7 protein-coding genes are annotated in these 23,850 nt (G+C 58.2%); 1 reads left to right on the top strand and 6 read right to left on the bottom strand.

Annotated features, from left to right (window positions below):
* Positions 1-99 precede the first annotated feature (99 nt).
* Genes ACR0A1_RS19350 through ACR0A1_RS19340 form a run of 3 tightly spaced genes read right to left on the bottom strand, consistent with a single transcriptional unit; the run spans position 100 to position 3,354 of the window.
* On the bottom strand, positions 100-849 hold the full coding sequence (locus tag ACR0A1_RS19350; protein WP_480868863.1) for an N-formylglutamate amidohydrolase: 750 nt from the start codon (positions 847-849) through the stop codon (positions 100-102).
* Positions 846-2,546, bottom strand: coding sequence for a Na/Pi cotransporter family protein (locus ACR0A1_RS19345; protein ID WP_170613574.1), 1,701 nt, complete (start codon positions 2,544-2,546; stop codon positions 846-848). Before ACR0A1_RS19345 ends, ACR0A1_RS19350 begins: the two co-directional genes overlap by 4 nt.
* Positions 2,547-2,550: 4 nt before the next feature.
* Positions 2,551-3,354 (bottom strand): inositol monophosphatase family protein, encoded by an 804-nt coding sequence (locus ACR0A1_RS19340; protein ID WP_480868861.1) that lies wholly within the window; start codon positions 3,352-3,354, stop codon positions 2,551-2,553.
* Positions 3,355-3,729: 375 nt separating this feature from the next.
* Here ACR0A1_RS19340 and ACR0A1_RS19335 point away from each other — a divergent pair, with 375 nt between their 5' ends.
* On the top strand, positions 3,730-5,259 hold the full coding sequence (locus tag ACR0A1_RS19335) for a sulfatase-like hydrolase/transferase (protein ID WP_480868859.1): 1,530 nt from the start codon (positions 3,730-3,732) through the stop codon (positions 5,257-5,259).
* Between the two features lie 23 nt (positions 5,260-5,282).
* Here the strand turns inward: ACR0A1_RS19335 and ACR0A1_RS19330 are convergent, their stop codons facing one another.
* The 3 genes from ACR0A1_RS19330 to ACR0A1_RS19320 are packed head-to-tail and all read right to left on the bottom strand — an operon-like array spanning position 5,283 to position 23,605.
* Positions 5,283-8,642, bottom strand: a complete 3,360-nt coding sequence (locus ACR0A1_RS19330; protein WP_480868857.1) for a Tc toxin subunit A-related protein — start codon at positions 8,640-8,642, stop codon at positions 5,283-5,285.
* Between the two features lie 19 nt (positions 8,643-8,661).
* A complete protein-coding gene (locus ACR0A1_RS19325) occupies positions 8,662-15,609 on the bottom strand; it encodes a neuraminidase-like domain-containing protein (RefSeq protein ID WP_480868855.1) in 6,948 nt (2,315 codons plus the stop codon).
* A 28-nt stretch (positions 15,610-15,637) separates the two neighbouring features.
* Positions 15,638-23,605, bottom strand: coding sequence for a SpvB/TcaC N-terminal domain-containing protein (locus tag ACR0A1_RS19320; protein ID WP_480868853.1), 7,968 nt, complete (start codon positions 23,603-23,605; stop codon positions 15,638-15,640).
* Between the last annotated feature and the right edge of the window lie 245 nt (positions 23,606-23,850).

Genomic DNA, 23,850 nt, shown 5'->3' with positions numbered 1-23,850 from the left:
CCATCAAACGGCCCTGCATGTCAACCAGACAAACCAATACCGTATCAATCTCGCCAGACGAAACCTCAGCCTTCAAATGCTCAAATGTCAGTGTCGCGCTCACGATGCGTCCTCCCTGATCGTGATACCGTTCAGCGCCGGTTCAAGCAGCGCCAGTATGTCCCGGGACATGTTGGCAACCTGTATTTCATTGCCCAAAAGATCATTGCGTACTTCGATCATCACACTGGCCAGCCCCCGGCTCAGCGCATGAAGACGGAGCGAATGCGTTACACCGTCAGCGGGGCCATAGGGCTGATTACGTTCCGTGCGGCGATGCGGGATCTGATCCATATGATCCAGCATGGCATCGACCAGACGGCTGTCCTCGTCATGGAGAAGTCCAAGTTCAACCGCGCGCGGCTTACCAAAATAGACTGGCGTGAAGGAGTGAATAGTCACAACGACTGTATCCGGACCGCGCGCATCCAGAACCTGTGCTACAGCCTGGCAGAACGGGGCATACACTGCCTGGGTACGTGCATCGCGTTGCGATTGATCGAGGCCCACATTGCCCGGCACTTCGATCAGTTCTGATTTCTCGGGCATTGCGCTTGCAGCCTCGGGCGGACGGTTGCAATCATAGACCAATCGCGAGACGGTCGAGGCCACGACCGGAGCATCAAGCGCTGTCGACAGCGCCCGTGTCAGCGCCATTGCGCCCGGATCCCAAGCAGCATGGCTGACGCGCGCGGATGCGGACAACCCCAAATCATCAAACTCTGCCGGAATGCGGTTGCTTGCATGTTCACACAGCAGAACGACGCGCCCAACGCCCGCCTGGTTCAGGATTTCGACCGATCCGGTCATCCTTTGACCTCGGTATCCGCATCCTGTTCCATCTGCGGCATTTCTTCGATCAGGCGGGTTTCAAGCAACTGCCCATTGCGATACAAGATCGGATAGGCAACCGCCGCGATATGGCTGTTGAATTCGCGAAAGGCGCGCAGGGTTTCGAGGTGGATGTCACTGGTTTCAAAGCTCTCCGCACTGCCATGTTGCAGACGCTTTAGGTGACGTTTGCGGCTGTCACGCTCGGCCCGTTTGATTTCGGTCTTCTCAAGGCTCAGCAGACGCGCGCTTTCCAGATCGTCCGAGATCAGCACGTTCGAGGCCAGTTTCAGGTTGGCCACAATCCCCTCGTGCATTTCGACCAGCTCTGACCAACCTTCTTTCGAGAACGCGGCCCCCTTTTTGCGCATGTCATCCGCCAATGCCGTCAGGCGTTTGGCCACCACGTCGCCCGCGGTTTCCAGGCGAATGGCATATTCCATTAGGTCCCGCGCAATCTTGGCATTTTCCTTGCCGAACGCATCAGCGGGGATAGCCGCCACATATTGCCGGATACCAGAAAGGCAATCGTTCACATCAGTATCCATGTCCCGAATGGCCCGGATCTGCTCCTTGTCGCCGCTGCGATAAAGCTCCAGCGCAGGCCGGAACATCGAGCCAACCATGTCGCTCATCCGCAGAAGCTCGCGTTTGAGGTTAGACAGGGCCTGATTGGGTCTGCTGAGGGAGTCGAGATCAAGTGCGCTGATCGGTTGCCCGGGCTGCGCGCTGCTTTCAGGACTTTTCGGATCGGGCAGCAGTTTTTCGAATGGCGCGCGCAGCATGCCGCAGAACGGCAGTGCCAGAACCAAAAGCGAGGCGTTGAAAATCAGATGTGCATTCACCAGCATCTGCCCGCCTTGCAGATCGCCCAATACTCCGGTTCGCAGCGCCAGGTTGGCAGCAAACAGCGAGACAATTGACCAACTGCCCCGCAACGCCAGGTTAGCGAAGGGAATGCGCCTTGCAGACAGGGCCATGCCGCGTGTCAGCCAAACCGGGATGAAGGCGGACCCGAAATTAGCACCCAACACCAGTGAGAGCCCGGCGGCAAACGGGATCGCCCCGATTTGCACCAGGGTCACACACATCAAGATCGCAGCGACCGAAGAATGCATGACAAAGGCCAGCGCTCCACCGACTAGGAACGCTGTGATGTAATCACGCGCAAGATACTCGGCGATGGCGGGTAGAAAGGCGCTGTCACGGATTGGGTCCATCGCCTCGCGGAGAAAACGCAGTGAGATCAGGATGAATGCGACACCCATCAGAATACGGCCCAACTGGCGCGGTTTCTTGGCCTCTGTCTTGACGAACAGATAGCCGCCGACCGCAAGCAGTAGCGGCACCAACCAATCCAGTTTGAAGGACAGAACCTGAATGATCAGCGCCGAGCCGAGATCGCCACCCAGAACCATCGCGAGCCCGGTCGGAAAGGCCAACATCCCGCCCGCCGCAAATCCGGAGGTCAGCAATGCAACCGCGGCCGAGCTTTGCAAGACGACGGCCATTGTAAGCCCTACCATCGAGGCCTGCGCATAGCTGCGCTGCCCCGTCATCACCCGCTGAAACGATGCACCATAGCTACGCTCGATGCCCGTGCGCACCATGCGCACAGCGTAGAGCAGCAGCATCGTTGCACCAGCCAGACTTATGAGGAAACTGACAATCGCCATTCCGTTATCCGTTCACCAGATCAAGCAGCTCGGAATGCAGTTGCGGCGTGGCCGCCGATATGACTCGGCCGTCGGAGTTCAGACCTAGCGGCTTACCCTCCCAATCGCTCATGATCCCGCCCGCAGCTTCAACTACGGCGGAAACCGGCAGATAGTCATAAGGCTGCAGATCATAATCGATGACCGCATCAACATGGCCCATCGCAAGCAGTGCATGCGGGTAGCAGTCATAGGCAAAGCGTCGGGTCTGTCCCGAATTCATCAACCGATCAAACAGGGCCGGATGATCCCGGTAAATCTTGTCGCCTTCGTTGACGAAAAAAACTGCGTCGCTCAATTGGCGTGTAACGCTGACCGAGACAGGCTTGCCATTCAGTGTGGCCCCTTGACCTTTCATGCCGATCAGAAATTCGTTCAGGGCAGGCATGCCGATGACCCCCAATCGGGGAACACCATTCGTGAGATATCCCAACAGGAACCCAAACAACGGATGCCCCGACAGGAATGACCGGGTGCCGTCAATGGGATCTACAATCCAGACATTCTGCCGATCCTGACCTTCGAACCCCTGCTCTTCGCCAAAGATACCGTCATCTGGAAAGTTCTCAGCCAAATATTGTCGCACAACGGCCTCGACACCCTTGTCCGCCTGTGTGACCGGGCTTTCGTCCGCCTTGAACTCAACCCCCAAACGTCCCCGAAAGTACCCGCGCGCAGCCTGCGCGGCGATATTGGCGATTTCGGCGGCGTGAACCGCGATATCTGACGTACCTTCGGGCGTTGCAACGGTATTTGGTGGGGTTAGCATCTGTTTTTGTCCCTCATTGCAATGCCTTAAGCAGTATTCAGAGACGCCGTCATGGTACAGGTAAACTGGATGACTAACGGATCGCCATTGCACATGGGTGTTCCGGTTGTATCGTCACTCTGCGATGCTGCATTACGCAACATCTTTTAAGCATCAACGTCACAAAACCCCACACAGTACAGCAACATTAACCCACAAAAAACAACTTATTCAACCAAATTATTCCGTTTTTGGTTGATTAGCGGTTTCGTTTGTGGATTTTTGAGCGGTGGGTATCGCCATTCCGAGGCAAAGCAGGCAATACCGCCGCGTAGTTTTGGCAGGAATACACGCGCAGGGCCAAGGATTCGGTTCAGCGATCAGGAGCACCGGGATATGACAGACAAACACAACGTCCTGTTTATCATTACCGACCAGATGCGGGCGGATTGTTTGTTTGGGGCATTGGAGGCCCATGTTGACCTGCCTCACATGCGCGCATTGATGGAGGACAGTGTTTCTTTCACGCGGCACTTTTCCGTTACCAACCCCTGCGGGCCATCGCGCGCCTCATTGCTGACCGGGCAATACGCGATGAACCACCGGTCGGTACGAAACGGCACACCCCTGCGCCACGATGCACCGACCATCGCCAGCGAGATGCGCAAGGCAGGGTATCTGCCGATGCTGTTTGGATATACCGACACATCACAGGACCCGCGCGTGTTTGATGCCAAAGACCCGGCGCTCAGGTCATATGAATTCCACATGGCCGGTTTTCAGGAAATGCTGGAAATGCGGTTAGAGATGTCATTCCCATGGCGTTCTCATCTGAAAAACCGTGGATATGAGTTCGAAAACTACATTGACGTGTTCAAACCTGTCGCACCCGATGGCGGCCAGCCTGCACTGAATGACCCGGCCTTCTACGCAGCCGAGGATAGCGATACCGCCTTTCTAACCGATCGGTTTCTGGAAACCATGCCGGCCTATGCGGATGATGACCGGGGATGGTTTGCACATCTGACCTACATTCGCCCGCATCCACCGCTGGTAGCCCCGGCACCATATAACCGAATGTATGACCCTGCCTCGCTACCATTGCCATCGCGGTTACCAACCGCCGAGGCCGAAGAGGCGTTGCATCCGTTTTTCGCTCCGGCACGGGCCAACAGCACGGTTGCCGGATTTGTTGAAGGCTTCCCGGACCTTGAGCCGACGGACGAGGTAGTGCAGACGCTGCGCTCGATCTATCTGGGTCTTGCCACGGAGGTAGATCATCATATCGGCCGCGTGGTTTCGTTTTTGAAAGAGACAGGGCAGTACGACAACACGTTGCTGGTGGTCACCGCAGATCATGGCGAGATGCTGGGGGATCGACACAGTTGGGGTAAGATGTCGGTTTATGATGCGGCCTATCATACACCCTTGATCGTGCGCATGCCCGATGGAGCCCGTGGCAAACGGGTCGAGGCACCCACGGAATCGATTGATATCGTTCCGACGATTCTCGAATGGATCGGGCAGACAATACCGGATTCCATGAATGGGCATTCGCTGTTGCCCTTCCTTCAGAGTGAATCCTCAACCCCGGCTGACTGGCGCCGCTATTCATTCTCGGAGTTGGACTTCGCTGATCCGCTGAACCCAACCCGCTGGCAACGCGAACTGGAAACGGGGTTAGAGGACAGCTGCCTGAGCATCCTGCGCGACAATCGGTTTACATTGGTTGAGTTTGCGGCTGATCTTCCGCCCATGCTGTTTGACGGTGAAGGGCAGGGTGAGATGGAGAACGTGGCAGAACATCCTGAACACGCCGCCACATTGGCGCGCATGACACGCGACATGTTGCGTCACCGGATGCGGAAAATGGACAAGACCCTATCAAACTGGATGATCACACCGGATGGTCCGCGCCATCCTTGACGTTCCTATATGGCTGAGGATCGTCAACCACCCCACGTTACAGTCATCAGCATATCCTCGAACTCTGCGGTGTCGAAAAACAGCACGATCTCACCCGTTGGGCCTGCGGGCAACGGAACCGTCGCCAACTGACCAACCGCCAGATCGCCCAGTTCCGGACGGCGGGTCAATGTGTCCTGAACCACACCTCCGTCGCTGGTATCAGAACGATCAGACACCGTGATTGTTGCCGGAGCAGCATCCAGACTGCTTTCAGCAAAAAGATCGCACCGTTTGAGCGTCGTGAGGCGACCAGCCGACCAATAGGGATAGTGCTCGGGTCGGAGTGTCAGCCGCAGCTCGTGACGCCCACCCGCAGCGGGTGTTTCGCGGCGGAAGCGTGCCCATTCTGTCGGGAACTCGTGCCGCAGTGAGAATAGCCGCACGTTGCCCACAGTCCCGTCTGCCGCAATGTCGGACTTCAGGTGGTCAACTGCCGCATTGCGCACGGGTCCACCTCCATCCCGCGCAGTGTAACGCAGGTGCAAGACGACGTCCGAGATCGTGTCATAGTCGAACTGTTGCGGATCGCCCTGCGTTGGGTCCGCCGGCAGCTCTAGCCGCCATTCGCTGACTGCGCCCACATTTTCGAATGGTAGATAGCGATCATCAGGCATGCCCTCGAACTGACCGGTTTCCATTTGCGCCGCACTGAACACATTGCTTTCGGCGCTGTGTATATCGGCGAAACGGTCGTCTTCGGGGCCCGTGCGAACATAGCCATCCCCGATATCCGGTCGTTGCCGGATGCTGCTCTTGAGATGCACAAGTTTCGCATGGGTTCCTATATAGGGCCCGGAAACACAGGGCAGGCTGAGCGCAACACTCTTGATCCGGCGGAAGTAATGGCCCGGCCCATCCAGATCGAACTGGGCCTCGGGGATTTTAAAGGTACACCGACCTGTTCTTCGCAGATTGACCAGGGCCAGCGGATCGATTTGTAGCAGGCTGACATGTTTGGTCAGCTCGTATTCGTTGCGATTGTGCTCGTGATACGCAAGCTCCATCCGCTTGACATCCAGCAGCAGCGCCTCGCCTGAAAGAAGCCCCTTGCGACCGCCATCCCAATAGTTGAACTGCACCAGAGTTTTCTTATCCAGCTCGGGCCGCATCAGTTCGGCTTTCATGGTCTGCTCGGCGCGTCGCGCGGTATCGAAGGCAAAGCGGTAGTACTCGTAATACAGCTTTGACAACTCGCCTTGCAGCCAGCCATAGAGCTCTTCGTTGGTATATTTATCCTGCAGTAAATCGCGGGTCTGTTCGGTCAGACGGATTGCCTTTTTGACGTTCAGATATTCGCGATGCTGCGCCTGTTCCGCGATCAGCGACGTCAGGATCTGACGCCCGATCTGCATCACATCATGGGCCGCCAGATTGTGCTGCAATATCCATTCATCGGCGCGACGTTCATAGGCGGCAGTGCGGGCCGCCATCCCGGCCTGATCACGGTTCCAGTCCGCGATCATCCCGGAAACATCCCCCGCGATCCGCATGACCGAGGACAGCACGGTTCCCACCTTAAAGTCGATGGTGCCGCCAAGGCCCCAATAATGCAGGTCCAATTTCGGGTCGGGGATCGGGGTCAGGGTTGCCGAGATCGAGTGGAACACAGATTTGGCCAGCGTTGTGTCCCGGGCTATTGGCAACAGGATGTTAAGTTCTTCATTCTCTTTTTTCGACAGGTGAAGGTCTCCGTCCCCGGTTTGGCCTGACGTCTGCGCGCCATCGCCATCGCCCGGACGCTCAAGATCGGGAAACTCCAGCCGCTGAACCGGCACGTCAAATTGCGCAACAAGCGCCTCATACGCTTCATCAAAATTGGCCTTTGTCAGGGTTTGACGGGTCAACTCAAGGGTTTCAGGCGCATTTGGATCAGCCTCCTGACCCAGCAGGCGCTTGTAGTAGTTCAATCGCTCAAGCGCAGCGCCACGACTGCCTATCAGGGCTTGCGTCGCTGCCTCGGTGTTTTTCCATTGAAGGTAACGAAGATCGACCTGCAGTTTCTGCAAGCTGACTTCGTGACCTTGCCGCAACAGGGCCAGTGCCTCGGCGTCGCGTTTTTCCAAGGCGGTCAGCAAGGCCGACCCGATATTTCGGACCTCACCAGCCAATTCCGCCGCCTTCTCGATCAACACGCGCGAGCGGACGGGGCTGACCGGTTGATTCAAACCCGAAACGACAGATCCGATATCCAGCCCAGCCGCCGCCGCCTTGACCAGCATTCCGGGATCGATCGGGGGGTCGAACAGGGCAAGCGGACGAACCTGCCCTTCGATATCCATACAGTTGCGGATTTTGAACAGCCGGTCGGCAACCGTATCCCAATAACCCAGCAGCTTTTCATTATGCGGGATGCAGAAATACAACGTGCGGGCCATACCGAATAACGGCGCAGCGCTGTCGCTGGTGCCCGCACCTGTTGGCGTTGTGAAATTGAAGGGGAACGCGCCTTCAAGCTCGACCAATGCATTGCCCATCGGATCAAGCCCTTGCGCCCGAAGTTGCGCAAAGGTGCGTGGCGTGGTTGTTCCACCCGCAGGTGAACGCTGCGGCTTGTCGCCCAGTAAATTCGAGGCGAGCACATAGATCTGCAGCGCTTCCATGATGGCTTCGCGCGTGAATTGCTGGAACAGGTTGTCACCCCAGGCAATCAGATTGTCGAGGTACTTCATCACCACGTGCATCATGAATGAAATCGTCCGTGTGCGCGCGACTGCAAAGGGCTGAAACGGGGTGTTTCGCACCGCTTCATACCCATTTAGGATCGCTTCTTTCTCGGCCAGCTCCGCGTCAGTGCATTCGTCGTTTGGTTTGCTGAGCAGGGTCAACAACGTATCGATGGATTGGGCTTCGCCCTCGCGAAAGGCAAGGAAACGCCAATAGCGTGTGGGCACCGGTACATCGGGGTCATTCTCGGTCGGATCGAAAATCAGATGGAACCAGCGTTGCGCTTCGGCGAAACGTTGGGTCTTGGACAAGTGCACCGCAATGGTCAGCGGCACATGGAACATCAGTTCCCAATTGTAGTTGGCATAAGGCCCACCCATCCGCGTGTCGATTTCCTTTGGGAACGAATGGATGTCGATCTTGTCGGTTTCCTGCGGGGAATAGAGGGAATTGAAGAATGACTTGCGCAAGCTTTTGTGAAACTCCGGGGACAACATCCCGGGCACACCCTGTATGTTCAGACGCTCGATCAACTCCGACACGAAGGGGTGGAAGAAGTTTTCAAACGTGTAGTCCCAGTGTTTTTCATAGCTGATAAGCTTGATCTTCTGGGGGCCGAAAATGTCCTGATCAAGCAGGTGATGATAGCCGTAAGTGCTGATCTTGCTGGTATCCATGATCAAAGTCCTTTCCGGATCAAGTGCGACGCATGCGGACGGTGCTGCCCATCGGGCCGATGTCGCGGTCGCCAAAGCGGACCGTGCCACCGGTGCCCAGCGCTGTATGGACAAAGGCGTCTTCGGTCACGAATGCACGAAGAGTGCTCAGGTCGGCGCTGCCAAAGCCGGGGATTGCAGTCACCCGTTCAATCCGGTCGGGCTGCTCGGCAAGCGGCTCGAATGCCAGCACCATGGTATCGATTGTCGGGTCAACCTCGGCCACGCGGCCAAAATCAAGCCAAGTCACAACTTCAACGATCCGCTGTTTCGTGGACACGTAGAACACATGTCGCGGGTCGGCATAGAAGAACGGCGACTCCCAGGCTTCTCCATTGGTCGGGTGATGCGGCTGTGTGGCCTGATCGGGCGCCTTATTGGACAGCAACCGATGCGTGATCCCGTCATTGGAATAGATCGCTGTAAGGCGGTTTGACCCGGTCGACGTAATACGTTTCGGCAAGAAATGCGGCGCCTTCTTGGGTGAGCGCGTATCGGGTGTGCTAAACGTGTTGTACATAAAGAACGAAACGCCCAGCCAATCCTTGTACGAGATCGATATCCGCATCCCGTTGGTCCATGGGAATGAAGACAGGCGGATGCCTTTACGGAAATTGCGCATCTCTCGGGCTGGCACGTTTTCGCGCAGCAACAGGGGCTCATCAGGATCCGAACTGCGCGGCGGTTGCCACACGCCATCCACCCGTTCGGTCCAGTTCAGCATGACCTTGACGTCAAAGGTGGGTTCATCAACATCCATCAACGATGACGCCTCAACCTCGGCCAGCGGGCCTGATCCCGCGTTGGGTGTTCCTTGTGCCGTGTTTTCCGGCATCATCTTGATCCAGAACAGGAACAGACGATTGTTCCAGACCAGCGGCATAACCGGATTATCCTCGATATCCAGCGGGATTTTCTCCCACGCGCTCCACGAGCCGTAGGCACGGGTTCGGTGGTAATAACTGCGCTTGGCCCCGGCGGTCCGCCCGATGACGTGCAGCACATCGTCTGCTGCACCCGGATCGCCCTCGATCTGGTAGAGGCCGCATACTTCCAGCTTGGCGACCTCTTCCAGTTTCTGCAGATACCCGATCAGCGAGGTGGCTGCGCGTTCCTCGGTGATGTCACCCTGCAACAATTCACTCATCGCCTCACGGAAGAAGGGTGACTGGTCGTCGCGCAATTCCGGCTCCATCCAGTTTTCAGGGTACAGGAAGATTTTCCTGTTTGCCTCCCACACGCGATAGCGTTTCATCCATTCCCAGTGTTTCGACCTGAGGCTGGATGCAGCCACACGGGGTTCAAGGTTCATCAGGCAGCGCTCGGTAAAGATCTGTACCGAGGACAATGCGTGGCGAACCCGCGAAGTGAGCATGCACGGCTCCATCTGCACGTCCATCAGGAAGTATTCGAACAACTTTTCGGGCGTGTTGATATGCGCCGCATCCGGACGCCCGCGCAGATCGTGCAGGATATGCGCCACCAATGCATCACGCTGGCGCTTGCGCAGGCGGTCATTGATCGGTTGCAGGATTTTGAGCCAGTCATCCGGGCTGTAACGCGCACGAAGGGCGGCGCGGAAATTCCGCACAATGGGTCCGGTTGGGGCGGGTGTTGCGGCAGCGATAAGCGCTGTCGCCGGAATCCCAAGTGCCGTCAGCCATTCGGCGATGTCATGAAGCCGCTCCAGAACGGCCAGATCGCCAATATCGGCTGGGGTGAGTCCGAAATGTACCAACAGGGCGGCGATATCCACGGGATCCCAGCGCGTGACTTGGAACAACTCAGCCTCGGCGTCGGCTATGGCGACCGCTGGGTTCTCGGCTATCGAAACCAGCCGGGCATTTTCAGGGGCATAAGCCGCCTTTAATCGCGCCATGCGCAGGTGGGCCGTTAGCACCCCCATCAGCGCGGCGGAGGTCGGATCATCGGGTGTACCGGTGATGGGCAGGCTGTTTGGCCAGGCCGCACCCGCAATCTGCAAATCGCCATGTGTCGTCAGGTGCAAGACCTCAGCGACGTCAAGTTTCAGCGTTTCGGACAACCGTGCAATGCGGCGCGTGCGGAGGTAGGCCGCGCCCAGATGCGATACCGGATCAGCCGGGTAGAGATGCGAAGCGCCGATGACCTCAGTTCCTCGGCCCGGTGCACTCCAACGCAACGCCAGACGGTCGGTCACATTGGCCACGCCCAGCGCGATTTCGACCAAAGTGCCTGCGCGAAGCTCGATCGCGTTGGTGTTTGACCATATGCCGCCCGCCTCGGTCAGAGGAACAGGTTCGCCTGCGATGCTGAGTGTCACGGTCGCGCCCGCATCAGCTTCGACAGCAATGTTGAAGAATCCGTTTTCAGGCGCTTCCAGATATCCCCGTAACTGGATCGAAATCGAAGAACCTGGTGTGGTTTGATTGTCTGGCAGCACTGTTCCAGTGGAGGCAAAATCAATCGCGCCAGATATGGTTTCGACCCGCGCAGGCGGTGCAGTGTGGGCCGGACCATCGCTGATTTCAGCACTCAGACCCCCGGATTCGAGCATCAGGGCATCCTCAAGCGCGGAGCTGGCTGGATCAGTCGCCGCATGCAGAACCTCGGCCTTTTCGAACAGGACAGCTGCCAGATCAGCCTCAACTTCGATCGCGGTACCCAGAAGCTGCAGCGCCACCTGGCGTTTCCGTCTTGAGATCAGCTGCGGCAGGATTCCTTCAAGCAGGGCACGATAGGCCTCGGCCTTTGACGCGGTTGAGCTGCGGTATGCGTCGTGAAGCGGGAGCAGCTCGGGGAAGCGGGTGAAGAATGGCTGTGATTGTGCCTCGCTGGCGTTGAACAAAGCGTCAATTGCTGGCGCGAAGGCAGCAGGTGTCCCGGCGACGGCCTGCAGGGCATCTCTGACAGTGGTCGACATCAGCCCGTTGAAAACCAGAACCTTGCGGAAATCGTCATAAGCGATTTGATCGGGCGCCTCGGCCAGGATCGCCGGCTCTAGCGCAGTGGCAGAATGGTCATAGGTAACCTCGGCCGAGGATGTGACCTCCAGATATCCGAAGAACTGCTCGGTCGCTTCGGCCCCATAGACCAGAGCCATGTGGGACCGGGCAATACCGCCATCGGGATCGTCCACCAGAACAAAGTCATTGGTGATCGCCGCAAACCCTGCACGCAGATCGCGTGCCAGGGTCGTGATGTTTTCTGCGGGCGGTGTCGTCTGGCCACTTGGGTCATGGTTCAACAGCAGCGCCAGCGCAGTTTCCAGCGACAGGCCTAGCTCGGACAGGCGATGCACCAGATCGATAACCGTCAGCAGAGCGGGTGCAGTGGCATCTTGCGGGCCATAGGGGTCAAGACCGGTGGCTTGCAGCAAACGCTCCAATCCCGGCACGCTTTGCTCAAGCGCGCGCGCCAACCAGCCGCGACGGTAGATTGCGCTGACCGTCTCGATGGTCAGGGGTGTCGTGTCATCGAACCCCAAAACAGCAACGATCCGGTTAAATTCTTGACCCGTCAATGAAAAGGCCGCGCGCAATGTTTCAACCTCGGGCAGCAACAGGGCCGCAGGGTCTGTAAGCACACCGCCAAAACCATCTTCGGCAAAGGCGGGGTTTTCGCGAGCAGGTCGCTGGAACATTTCACGGAATAGCGCGGCGGTTCCATTGGTGCTGATTGGTCCAAAGAGGGCCAGGATCGGGCGCATCGCGTCCTCGGGCCTTAGCTCCAGCGCATCAAGGGCCGACATGGCGATGCCCAACTGTGGCAGGAGCTCGGCAAAGCCGGCGTCCATGCGAGCCAGGTCCACCTGCGCGTCGGCGCCGTCCGGCATCTGGTTCGTCGGATAAAGCGCAGAGATGATAGCATCCGTGTCGGCAATGCTAAGTTCCAGAACACGCCACAGACGGACGAACCGGTTAATCCGGATAAAGTCATTCCATTCAAGGCGGTTGGACAACGGATCAGGGTCTGGGTGACGCAGTTCAAGCGCGCTTAGGTCGCACATATCCGACGGGTCTTGCGGATTTGTAAGCACGATCAGACCCATGATCCGGTCGAAAGTAGTGTCATCAAGCAACCATGCCTCGATATCACCGCCAAAGCGTTCAGGCTCGACCCCTGCCGCCATCCGGCTTTGTAGTTCTGCGAAGTTGATCGCGCCGTCCCGGAAGGCCCGGATATCGTCGAAGCCCAGGCCAAGATGCTCAAGCTTCGGGATCAGCGCGGCTCCGGGGTTCACGAACTCGGTCTCTAGGATGTTCACGAGATCAACCGGCGTGATCTCGGTGCGGCGGCATAGGTCGCGCACGCTTTCCAAACCATCACGCACTTCGGCTGCGCTGGCACCCGCATCAAAACCATAAAGCGAACGCACTGTCAGATCGGGTCGCGCTGACCCGGCAACCGCCACGCTTTCGGTCAAGACGGCGTTGAGACCGCGCGAGATGTTCAAGCGCTGCAGCCAGATGTCGCGCCATCCGTACGGTGCATCGTCCAGCGCGTCTGACGAACGCAAGTCAGCCATAACCCGATGTAAAGGCGCGTCGAAACGATTGAACAGGGCCTTCAGTGCCTCCAACGAACGGTCAAACGGCAATGGGGTGGGGAACTGGGCGGTGGCCAGCGTGGCATAGGCGGCATCGCGCACAAATTGTGGACTGGCCAGCAACTCTTCAGGCGGTGTTTGACCATCGGTCGAATGACCCTGATATCCACCCAAAGACATGCCGTTGACAACGAAATGCTCCAGCACCTCGTTCACCAAGTCGATGTATGGCACAGGCGTCAGAGTGTTTTCGCAAGTCAGAGGCAGGTGTTGAATATCAGGCCGCCGATCAAGCAACACATCAAGTGGATTGATGAAGCCGTTCGGAATCTCAGTCGCGGGGCGATCGAGAAACAGCAGAAGATCGACAAGATAGGCTGCGGGGCTGAGGACTGACCGGCAATGCTCGCATCCGCAATAATCCATCGAACCGAAAAGCTCTTCTAATGTGGAGTATGCGAGCACATCACCAAAATTGTCCGACCCGCCCGGGGTAGGGTTCAAAAACCCGTCAGCAGCGCCCACGCTGGGGCCGATCGCTGGCATCATCCGGTGAGTCATATAAGCGGTGGCCAGATTCAGAACCGCTCCATGGACCTGTTCAGCCTTGCGGTAGATCTGCATCGCGACGGCCTCGTTCAGAACGGCCTTGTGGGCGCGCAGGAACTCATCTTGTGGCAGCGCCACGACCGTATAGGCCGAATCCAACCCTGCAGCCAGCATGGCATTCATACTGCTGTCGTCGGGCGAGATCTGATAGACCCGCTGAATGCGTGAGATTTCGCGCACTACTTCTGGCGGTTCGTCCAGCGCATTTTTTGCAATAAAGCGCGCAACGGGCTGCTGACCTATCTGGAAGGTATCGGCATGTTTTGCGAGGAATTCATGAACGTTGTTCGACAACCCGGTATCGACCAATGGCGTCTCCTGCGCCCGGACCATTTCCGCAACAACCGCAGTCGGGAAAGACAGCCGCACCTGAGCGGCCATGAATTCTGCATAGTTGGCGCGTCTTTCGGCGGCATCCCGGCCCTGAACTGCATCTGGCACGGGGTCGGTATCATCCATGATCGCGGCCCAGGCATCGGCTTTATGAAAACCCGCCTTCACTAGGCCTCCCAACGTACCGTCCGCATCGCCATCGGTGTCACGGTGCAAGCGTTCGACCAGCTTGGAGTTGTTGAGCGTCAGATAGGCAAGCTTGCCATCGGTCTGCAAACGGGTGGCTTTGTCCTGACCCAACTTACCCTCTACCTCGGTCCAGAATGTATCGAGATCATCACCATGCGCCGCATGGAGCGCGGCAAAAGTTTCACGCTCGTCATCCCGCGTCAGCGAAAGTGCAAGCAAAGGCTGCATTCCGGCCAAAGCCCCGGGAGGGGGCGTATCCAGCCGCACGCGCGCGGAAACTTCGGTAAATCGGGCAAGGGAGGCATCTATCTGATCCGCCAGTTTGGCGTCGATCAATCCTTCATCCAGCGCGGATTTCCAGATTTGCGCCACTTTAGCAGGGGGCGTGCGGAAAACCGCGGTGTCATCGGCGGGAACACCTGCACGTAAAAGCGCATAGAACAGGCCAGAGTCGATGCGTTGACCACGCCGTCCAGCGGTCTTGTCAGACAACTGTTGGGATAGCGACGCCAGTGCCACGGCGCGCGCGTCCCAACCTGTTTTATTGGCCAGATATGTGATGTCCTGACGGGTGTCGCTTTCTTCAAGTTTCGACAAGGCACCGTTGAACTGACCAGAGAGCGCCTTGGTCAGTGTGGCGTGTTCTGACAACAGTTTTGCGGCACTTTCAGCAGGCAGAACCACGGAAAGCTCGGAATCCGGTCCGGCGTCATATTCCACCGCCGAAGCGGCAACCACATCGTCATTCAAACGCACCTGCACCTGAAGGTCTGGTGCATCCTTGCCGCGCTTGGTGATCTGATCTCCGGCAAACACAATCTCGAAGGCACCGCGTTTACCGGTTGTAGCCTTCCCCAGTTCAAAGTCGCCGCCGACACCTTTGTCGACAACAACAACGGCAAGGCCATCAACAGCCGCACTTTGCGCACTTATGACGCGACCGCTGACACGGTAGGTGCCAAAATCCGTCGGTGTGTCCAGTCGAGCGACCAGATCGTTAATCACAGCCGCCGTCCTTTTATCGACACTGCCGGTCGGGGACAGATCGGCCTCTTTCTGAACCAGGCGAACGGCTTCAGTGGTGCCTTTTCCGTAGGTCGGTGTGCGGCCATCCTTTTCGCGCGACACGATATCGGCCAGCGCTCGGCGCGCGCTGATATCATTGGCCAGCAGCAAGCCTTCACGCAGCAGTGCCAGCAAAGCGGATTGCAGATCGCCCACCGTAGCGCGGCGCATTCTGGGCTTTAGCGGATGCGTAACTTTGGTCATGAGGAGGTACCCTTTCTGACAACTGCGTTCACCATTTCAAATGGCCTTTGATGCCCTGGCCTTGCAGGATCGACATCGTGCCTGCCGCGCCCAGGCCAAGATAACCAGCGGACCGTCGGAAAAAGCCGCCAACGCCGCCCTGACGATGGCCTGCATCGATTTCGTCCACCCAAAAATCGGCCGCTTCGCGTGCGGCGGTTTTTTCGCCTTTGATTGCGGAGCGAGCTTCGGTTCCGGCCAGTGCAATTGAGCCGAAAGCTGCGAGCCCGGCGGCAAGGACCGATCCGGCACCACCACCCGTGACGAGCTTGCCCGACACCGAGACCACGTTGAGAGTGCCCGAGGCCGTGCCCTCGACCACATTTGCAGTGCCAACGCCGGTCTCGCCTTCGGCGATTTGAGTGATCCCTGTGCCAACCTGAATGCCGCTGGCCGCCATACCGATCACCATGAGCCCACGGCCCATGACCCCTAGGATGGCGCGGCCCCCGGACAGGGTCTGCGACACTGCCTTGCTACCCCGCATTGCTTTGGCGAGCTTGGAAATTGAGGTGATTTTGCCTTGCTTGTTCACCATGTTCATGGTGTCGACTTTTTGCACCATCGACGCAGTGTCAGGCGCAGCGCCCGGGCGGTAGACTTGCACGGTGCCCTTGATCATGCCGGTATTGGTGTCGAATGAGGTCAACATTCCGTTTCCCTGTTTCGGGATCTCGATCAGCGTCCAATTGCCGTTGCCATGCGCCACCAGGTGAGACCGGACTCCGGCGACCTTCACACCCTGGGCATGGGTGGTGTTGACGTCTGCAAAGGAAACCATGGCAGTGGGCGGGTGCGTGTGTGCGATAGCCGTCGTTCCCTTTGGAATCGAGACCTCGGGCTTGGTGGCCGTGCCCTTCAATATCTTGAACGTGTTGTTCTCTTTGATAAGGGCGAACTCCTGCACGCTGCCTTCGGTGTTCCTGACCTGAGTCGCCAGCGCATCAAGCGTCTCAAGACCCTTCTGCAACGATGCAACTTCAAGGCCTCCGTTGGGCACAGTGGGCGGCGCAGTGCCCTCGGGATCGTTGAGCGTTACCGGGTTGTTATAGGCATAGGCATAAAGGTTCAGCCCGCCTTCAATTCCGATGGGATCGGCGCTGATCCATCGGCCGAGCCAAGGGGCGGCATAGCGGGCACCATGATGGTTAAGCCCGGTTTCGGCATCCCGCTCCATCGCGGTATATCGAAAACGTTTCGGACCTAGGCCAGCGGTGGCAACGCCTTGATAGGTGGTACTGCCAAAGGGGCTGTATTCCTCGTAAGACAGAACATTGCCGTTCTCGTCCAGTTCGATCCCCACACTGCCCACATGGTTACTGTGCTGATAACGAATGACGCGGCTGACCGCTCCACCGGCGATCGTCGTCTCAACCAATGCGATACGGCCAGCTTCGTCCCCCACATGCAGGGTCTCTCGGGCCCGCGGGTTTGCACCCGGTTCGCGGATAATGTCGAACCCGCCCAGCGAGATCGTTTCGCGCCGAATGGCTCCTGCAGAGGTTTCTGTCACTTTTCGGATGCGAGTCCCGTCAGAGGCGTAAACAAAGAATGTGCGGTCCCCCTGATGGGCAAGGCCGTCCGTATCACCCGGTCCAACTGCCTGACGGCGACACATACGCAGCTGGTTGTCGTGATCCCATTCAATCTGATCGAGGTGGGAAAGCCGCAACATGTTACCCATCGCGTCATAGCCATCGCCGCCCTGACTGATGATATCATTCAAGGCACCGACCGATGTTTGACTTAAGCGGTTCGAGGATACCCCCGCGGCCAGATCGCTGTCCTCGCCATAGGTGTAGGTCCGCGTCCAACCGGGCGCCACGGGATCAGAGCCCCGGTGGCGCATCTCAATCAAGTTGCCCGCAATGTCATAGTGAAAACGCTCAAGATAACGGCCAAGGGCGAAACCATCACTGCGGTGTGGCAGCCGGGTTCGCGCGGCGTCGTTATAGCTGTGGGCGCCGGGTGCGCCGCCTTGTTGGCCCAGATGTTCGCGGCCCGTCGCCTCGATCAATCGATGCAAGGCATCAAACGTATAGTCGTTAGAGGCATCAACACGGCGATTACGGAAAAATATCTGCTGTTGCGCGCTGTCGCGGATGTGGGTCACGTGGCCAGACACATCGTAGATCATGTGCTGCGCCTGCAAGTGGCATCCTGACCAGCCTGCAACTGGCGGTGTCGGACAGTCCGAGCCAAAACCCGTTGCTTCGCGCCGGGTGATGATGCGTTCGGTGAGACGGGTCAACGGATCATGCAGGATTTCTGTTTCAACCGCGTTGCCATAGGAGATGCGTTCGCGGTCGCCCCAAGGGTTGTATGCAATGCCTGTGACCACGGCATGATCCGCAGTGGCGGGATCCAATAAAGTGTCAGGTGCCGCGGGTCGTGCGTGCCAGGTGTCCACCCGATCAAGCCGCGAGGACGGGTTATAGCGGTACTGCACAACCTGGATGCGCGCGCCCGGCCCTTGCGGTTGCAGCGGCACCAGTTGGACCGGACGGTCCAGCGCGTCATAGCGGGTTTGCCCTGCGAAAATCTCGGGCTCAGTCGCCACGGGTGCGGCCCAATCGAGCGTGGTGCGAAACTCCTGCGCCAGTTGCCGCTGGCTGCGGATTGGGTTGCCTTTGAAATCATGGGCCAGAATTTCCATCGTGCCGGATTGGTCGCGGCTGATCGCGATGCGTTTGCGGCGGTTCAGGGCTTCGGGTGTCGGCAGCGATTCTCCGTAGACCGTTTCATCGATCCGCAGCTCAGGAACCGCATTGATGCTTAGATGAGTGGCGATGGGTCGGCGCAATACATCGAATTCGTGGCGCAGCCGGTGGTCGCGCGCATCCCACGTAAACGCCGTTTCGCCATTTACATCCGATAGCCGCCAACGGGTACCGCCCTCCATACTGTCGGTCCGAATGGCGGTGCTGAGCATGTCGAAAGCGGTACGCTGAACCTCGCGCCCAAGCTCATCCCAGGTTCGGCGCGTATTGCCTTCGATATCGATTTCGGTCGCAACGCGGTGGAGTGTCTCGGTCGGTAGGGTGCCCGGGGCCGTGTTGCTGTAGAGAGTGCGGTTCGTGGTGAGGCGCGCGATCAGCGCACCACGGGTATCCGCCAATGCCCGCATCGGTGTGTCATCATAAAGCGCCGATTTCGATGCAGCCTCAGTGGCGCGCTGCCGGTCTTCGGGATCGGGGAAACGGGTCGCCAACGCCTGCGCTTGCGCCGGATCGGTGCGCAGCGCGTGCCAAGTGGGTAAATAGGCAGCCTGCGGCAACCTGCGGAAATGGTCGCCAAGATCGGGGTCTTGGGCGGGATCCGAAATCAGTACAGTATCGCCCGGGTCCCATGTCGTCTGGTCCCAAACAGAAAACCGGTGTTTGCTCCATGCATGATCGGGATTCAAAATCCCGATCTCTCTGCCCAATGCGTCGTAGAAGAAAATTGGGCTTACACCGATGCGGATGTCGGACTCATAGGTCGGGCGATCTGTGAAGAACGGTTCGAACTGTCGAACAATATTGCCCTTGTTGTTACGCACTTGCCAGCCGGTACCAACCCAGCGTGGCGACGGCGATGCGGACATAACCGGCCGACCATCAGGTCCCAGCAGGATGTTCCCCGAGCTATCACGCGTTGGGACCGGACCGTCTTCGGCCTGAATCTTGCGTTGAATTTCCTGCCCCATCCCATCTGTAAAGGTAAGTTCGGCCAGGAACGGGGTGGTTTGACCCGGCAAAAGATCACTGTCGTGAACCTCTCGATGCAGGGAAAGACCGATGACGGGTGATGGGACAGGATCCCCACGAGAGTGATAATAGGCCCAGGAATCATAAACATAACGCATTGTCGCGCGCCCAAGTGCTGCCAGAGCTTCAGGTCCACGCGGATTAGTCAGCACTTGGGTGCGTGCTGCAGGCACCAGTGTCGGATCAAAGCCATCCAGCCTGTCACCTTCGTCGGGCCCATCGACCTTGCCCATTCGGGCCATGCCGGTCACGCGGCCATAGGCGTCAAAGACCACCTCGCTGCGATTACCGTTCTCATCGGTCAATACCGAGGCTTGCAAAACGCGATAATCCTGTCGGCGTTCGGTGATTGCGCCAGCTGGACCGGTCGAGCGTACCCCTGCCGACATGCGATTGCCCAATGCGTCCTGCGTTTCCTCGATCAGCAGATCGAAAGCGTCATAGCGGGCTGTTGTTTCCGTAGGTGTCGTAGGCTGATGGAACGGGTCCCGCAGGCGATGTGGTCGAAAGAAATGCTGACGTGCAAATGCCAGCTCTTGCGCGGGCGTATCACCGCTTGAGGGCGACAAAAGCTGACGGTCCGATGGCCGCCACCACTGGCCGTCACCGTCAATCTCAGTGTATCCTGCCTGCGCCATCTCGGCTGCACCAACGCGGCCTCCATAAACCTGCGTGACAAGATCCGGCGTGAAGGCCAGTTGGAAGCTTTGATGGAAAAGCCCCAAACTGCCCATCTGGCCAAGCGGCAGTGGGCCGGTCAGCGTATCATCCCTGAAATACTGACGGCGGTGTTCGATCAGACGACGCTGCACCTGACCCGCGGTTGGGGTCGCTTCATAAGCAAGATCGGCTGCAGCGTTCGCCTCTGTCTCGATCTCATCAAAGGACAAACGCGTACCCGGCGCTGGGCTTAAGCCGGTAAGCTCAAAGCTTTGCTCTTCACATGACACCGAGGCGCGGTAGGTTTGATCTGTCGCGATCAGGTCCGTGACGCGCCGCGTGTGTAATACCGCATGTAACTGCGCCTGACGCGCCTGATCTTCAGGCGTCAGCGTCGGATCAGGTGTTTGCCGGCCATACATGACATCGACGCGGCGCAGTTCAGTCCCAAACGGGTCAACCTCCAGTATGACCTGATGCTGAAGGCGCGGGTCATCGGGGATCCGCTCATAATGCGCGGTTAGACTTTCCCGGGCATGGGTCAGAAACACGGCATGACGGTTGAGTCCACGGGACTGCAGCAAATGCACAGTCTGCGTTTGCTCAACCACCTGATAGGGGTGACCATTGGGATAGCCGGGCTCCGCCCTGCCATCGAGCGCATAGGTTTCACGCCGCAGCACCGTGCCGCGAAGCGCGCGCGCAGCCTCGCGTGTTTCTTCGGTTGTCAATCCGGGTGGCAACACCGTGTCGGGCAAAAGCCGCCGCCGCGCTTCAACATCGTCGTCACGCCAAGCGGGTGCGCGCCAGTATTCCCCACGATCCTGCCCATCAAGCAGACCAGCCAAGACATCGGGCAGACTACCTTGGTCGAGATACACGCCGGTATGAAACCATGTTCTGGTCAGGACGGGCGGAACATGAGATGCCGGGTCTTCGTTTGATGCCAGTGGCCCCAGCGCATCTGACGAGAGCGCTGCGAATTCCTCGGTGTCCCATTGTTCGACCATGCCGAACCCGCGAAACTCGCGCTCGACCCCGTCGAAATGACCATGGTGAAAGGCAAAGCGAGATACGAACCGGGTTTGCGCCACACGATCATGTGTGACGATGCGATCAACCACCTGCACCGGGAACGGCAGGCGCGTGGCCCAAGGACGTCCTTCATAAAGGTCTTGCAGGTAAAACCGCGACGACGAGGCATAGCGCAATTCGGTCTCGCCACCGAAATTGTTGACATATCGGGTCATGAGGTGCGGTTTTTGTCCGCCCATCAGATCGACGTAACGCAGAGGCTGACCTGCGTCGCGGGACAAAGTAGAGGACCACACAAGACAGGCGGTGCCCGTTCCAAATAGATCGAGCAGATCAACCGAAGTTTCGGTATCAAGCGGCGGCACATTCCCTAGGCGTCGACGCGGTGCAAGCCGGTTGCCAGACATGTTGAAATAGAGGTCGATACCTTCTGCACCCAGATAGACAATGTCGGTGGTGCCCGAGCCGTCGATATCCGTCAGGCGCAGGCGGCTGCGGTCGAACATTTCGGGGCGATCAAATTGTGGCGCGTCGTCCATCGCCACTTTGGTGCCGAAACGCCCATATCCGCAATTGGGCCAATAGGCGACTTCACCACAGCGGATACGAACCAGATCAGACAATCCGTCGCCGGACATATCCGCCAGAAAAATTGCAGCCTCCGGATCGGAAAACACAAGTCGGGGTCCGTCAGTGTCGTTCCATGGCTGCGCTTGCCTGCGCGCGGGGCCAAACCCGGCCTCGCCTTCAGAGGGGTGCCAGACAAAAGCGGTGTCCTCGGTCAGAAGAATGTCAGCAAGGCCATCGCCAGTCAGGTCAACCATCTTCATGCTGTCATTGGACGCATCTACATGTGGCCAATATTCAAACGCGCGGAAGTCGGACCAACCTGATTGCGCGTCGCGCTCATGGAACCCCGGGGTTGTCCGGTCCATTACCACCAGATCCGGGCGACCGTCCCCTGCAAGGTCCATCCATTGGCCTGACTCAGCAAATGCAGGCCGCTCGGCAACCAGCACGGGGGCCGCAAAGCGCGCCGTGCCGTTCATTGGCCCAAGGTTGCGAGTGTAATGCCAGGCACCCGGGGTCGAGGTCAGAATTCCACCAACACCGTCACCGTCCAAATCAACCCAGTTTGCCGGATCGGTAAGTCCGGCCGGAGCACCTTCGGTCTGCCCGCGGTCAAGGCTGTGCACAATATCGTTCACCTCGGCCCGGCTATATGTGAATTCCACGGGCGGAATCGCCTGACGCCGATAGGCAAGGAACGTGGCTCCGTTCACATCGAGCGGTGCAACCGTATCGTCCGGAGCGAAGCCCGACTGCGCGACCGCCATGAGGAATGAGCCATAGCGCGTACTGCCGGGGTGCTGACGCTCGTCATCAGTGTCAGCACCGGGAGGGGTGAAATCGTCATAGGAAAACTCGGTTGCCTTCACGAGACCGCGATAGCCCGGTTCGCCCGTCGGCAAGTCGGGGATATCATGAAAGGTCAGAATTCGATGACAGCGGCGATAGCGCCGAACCTCAAAGCCCGCGCGGTAGCTTGATGTGGGGTCCGGGCGCACTTGCCAATTTCGGCCGGGATCAGCGGATGCATGGACAAACTCATGCTGCGCGTCCGCCGCCACGTTGGGATCAGGTGCGATTGGCATCAGGTGGTCTTCGCCATAATCGAATACGACCGTGAACAGCCATCCAGCTGCATTCACATCCGGATCAACCAAACGAGAGACCCGATTACCATAGCGGATGCGTTTCAGGTACCGCTCGGCTGTGCGGGACCGATTGGCTTCGTGCGCCTGCGCCTGATCGATGCCAACTGCGTCTTCGGCGACATGCTCGTATCGGATGGCGTTGCCTTTGTCGTCAAAGGTCTCGGACAACAACCAGCGAAATACACGGGCGGAGTCGTCCGGGTCTGCCACTCTTGATAGGCCTGACGCGCCATAGATCGAAGTGACGTTTTCGCGCGACGTGACACGCCAATGCGCGATACCCGTCGCCTCGTCTGTCCACCGCTCAATGCGGGCAAAAGTGCTTTCGATCCGTGGGCGGAACCTGTGGATGGTCACACCTGGAAACCGCGCGCGATCTTCCCATTGTGCCCCCTGAGAATCGAGCAGCGGCACCAGATCTTCAGACCCCGAAATCAGGAAGACATCCGATCCGGCGGCATCGTCGTATTGGGGCAGGCCTTTTTCCGTTTTGCGCGTGATCTCGGGCAGCGAAAGCGACCATCCAAAGCCGAAGATGCCGCTGCTGGTACCCGCCTCATAGCTCAGTTGCAGCTCTGGTGTGAAACCACCACGCCCAGGGCTGACAGGAACCGGAATCGTCAAGGACGCAGACCCGGTCACCGGGTTCGAGGTAATCTTTTCACCAATACCAGAAATCGCGCCACCGCCTTTCGGCAGATTAAGCGACAGCACATCTTTGTTGGCGCCATTGTCACCTGAAATGGCGGATGCTTCCGACCTTTGAGGTCGGGAAATGGGAGTGGAGCCTAACATTCGGCCACCATAAATTCGTCATAAAAATATCAGCGCCACAGGGGTGCTTTACGTAGGGTAAGCAATCGGAAACCGCTGGGTCAATGCAATCAGATGGGATCGGCGATTGTCTGCCATACCGTTCTGGTTGTGTTGTTAAGCACAACCTCGCAAGCCTTGGACAAGGCTACGAAGTTTCATTGCGCCGGCAGTTTATCACCGGGGTTGCGGGACCTGCAGAAACAATAAACCCGTAGGGGTAAGGG

It is taken from the genome of Ruegeria sp. D6, assembly GCF_056534365.1.
The sequence above is the reverse complement of the archived record's forward strand: the minus strand, read 5'-3'. Positions and strand labels throughout refer to the sequence as shown.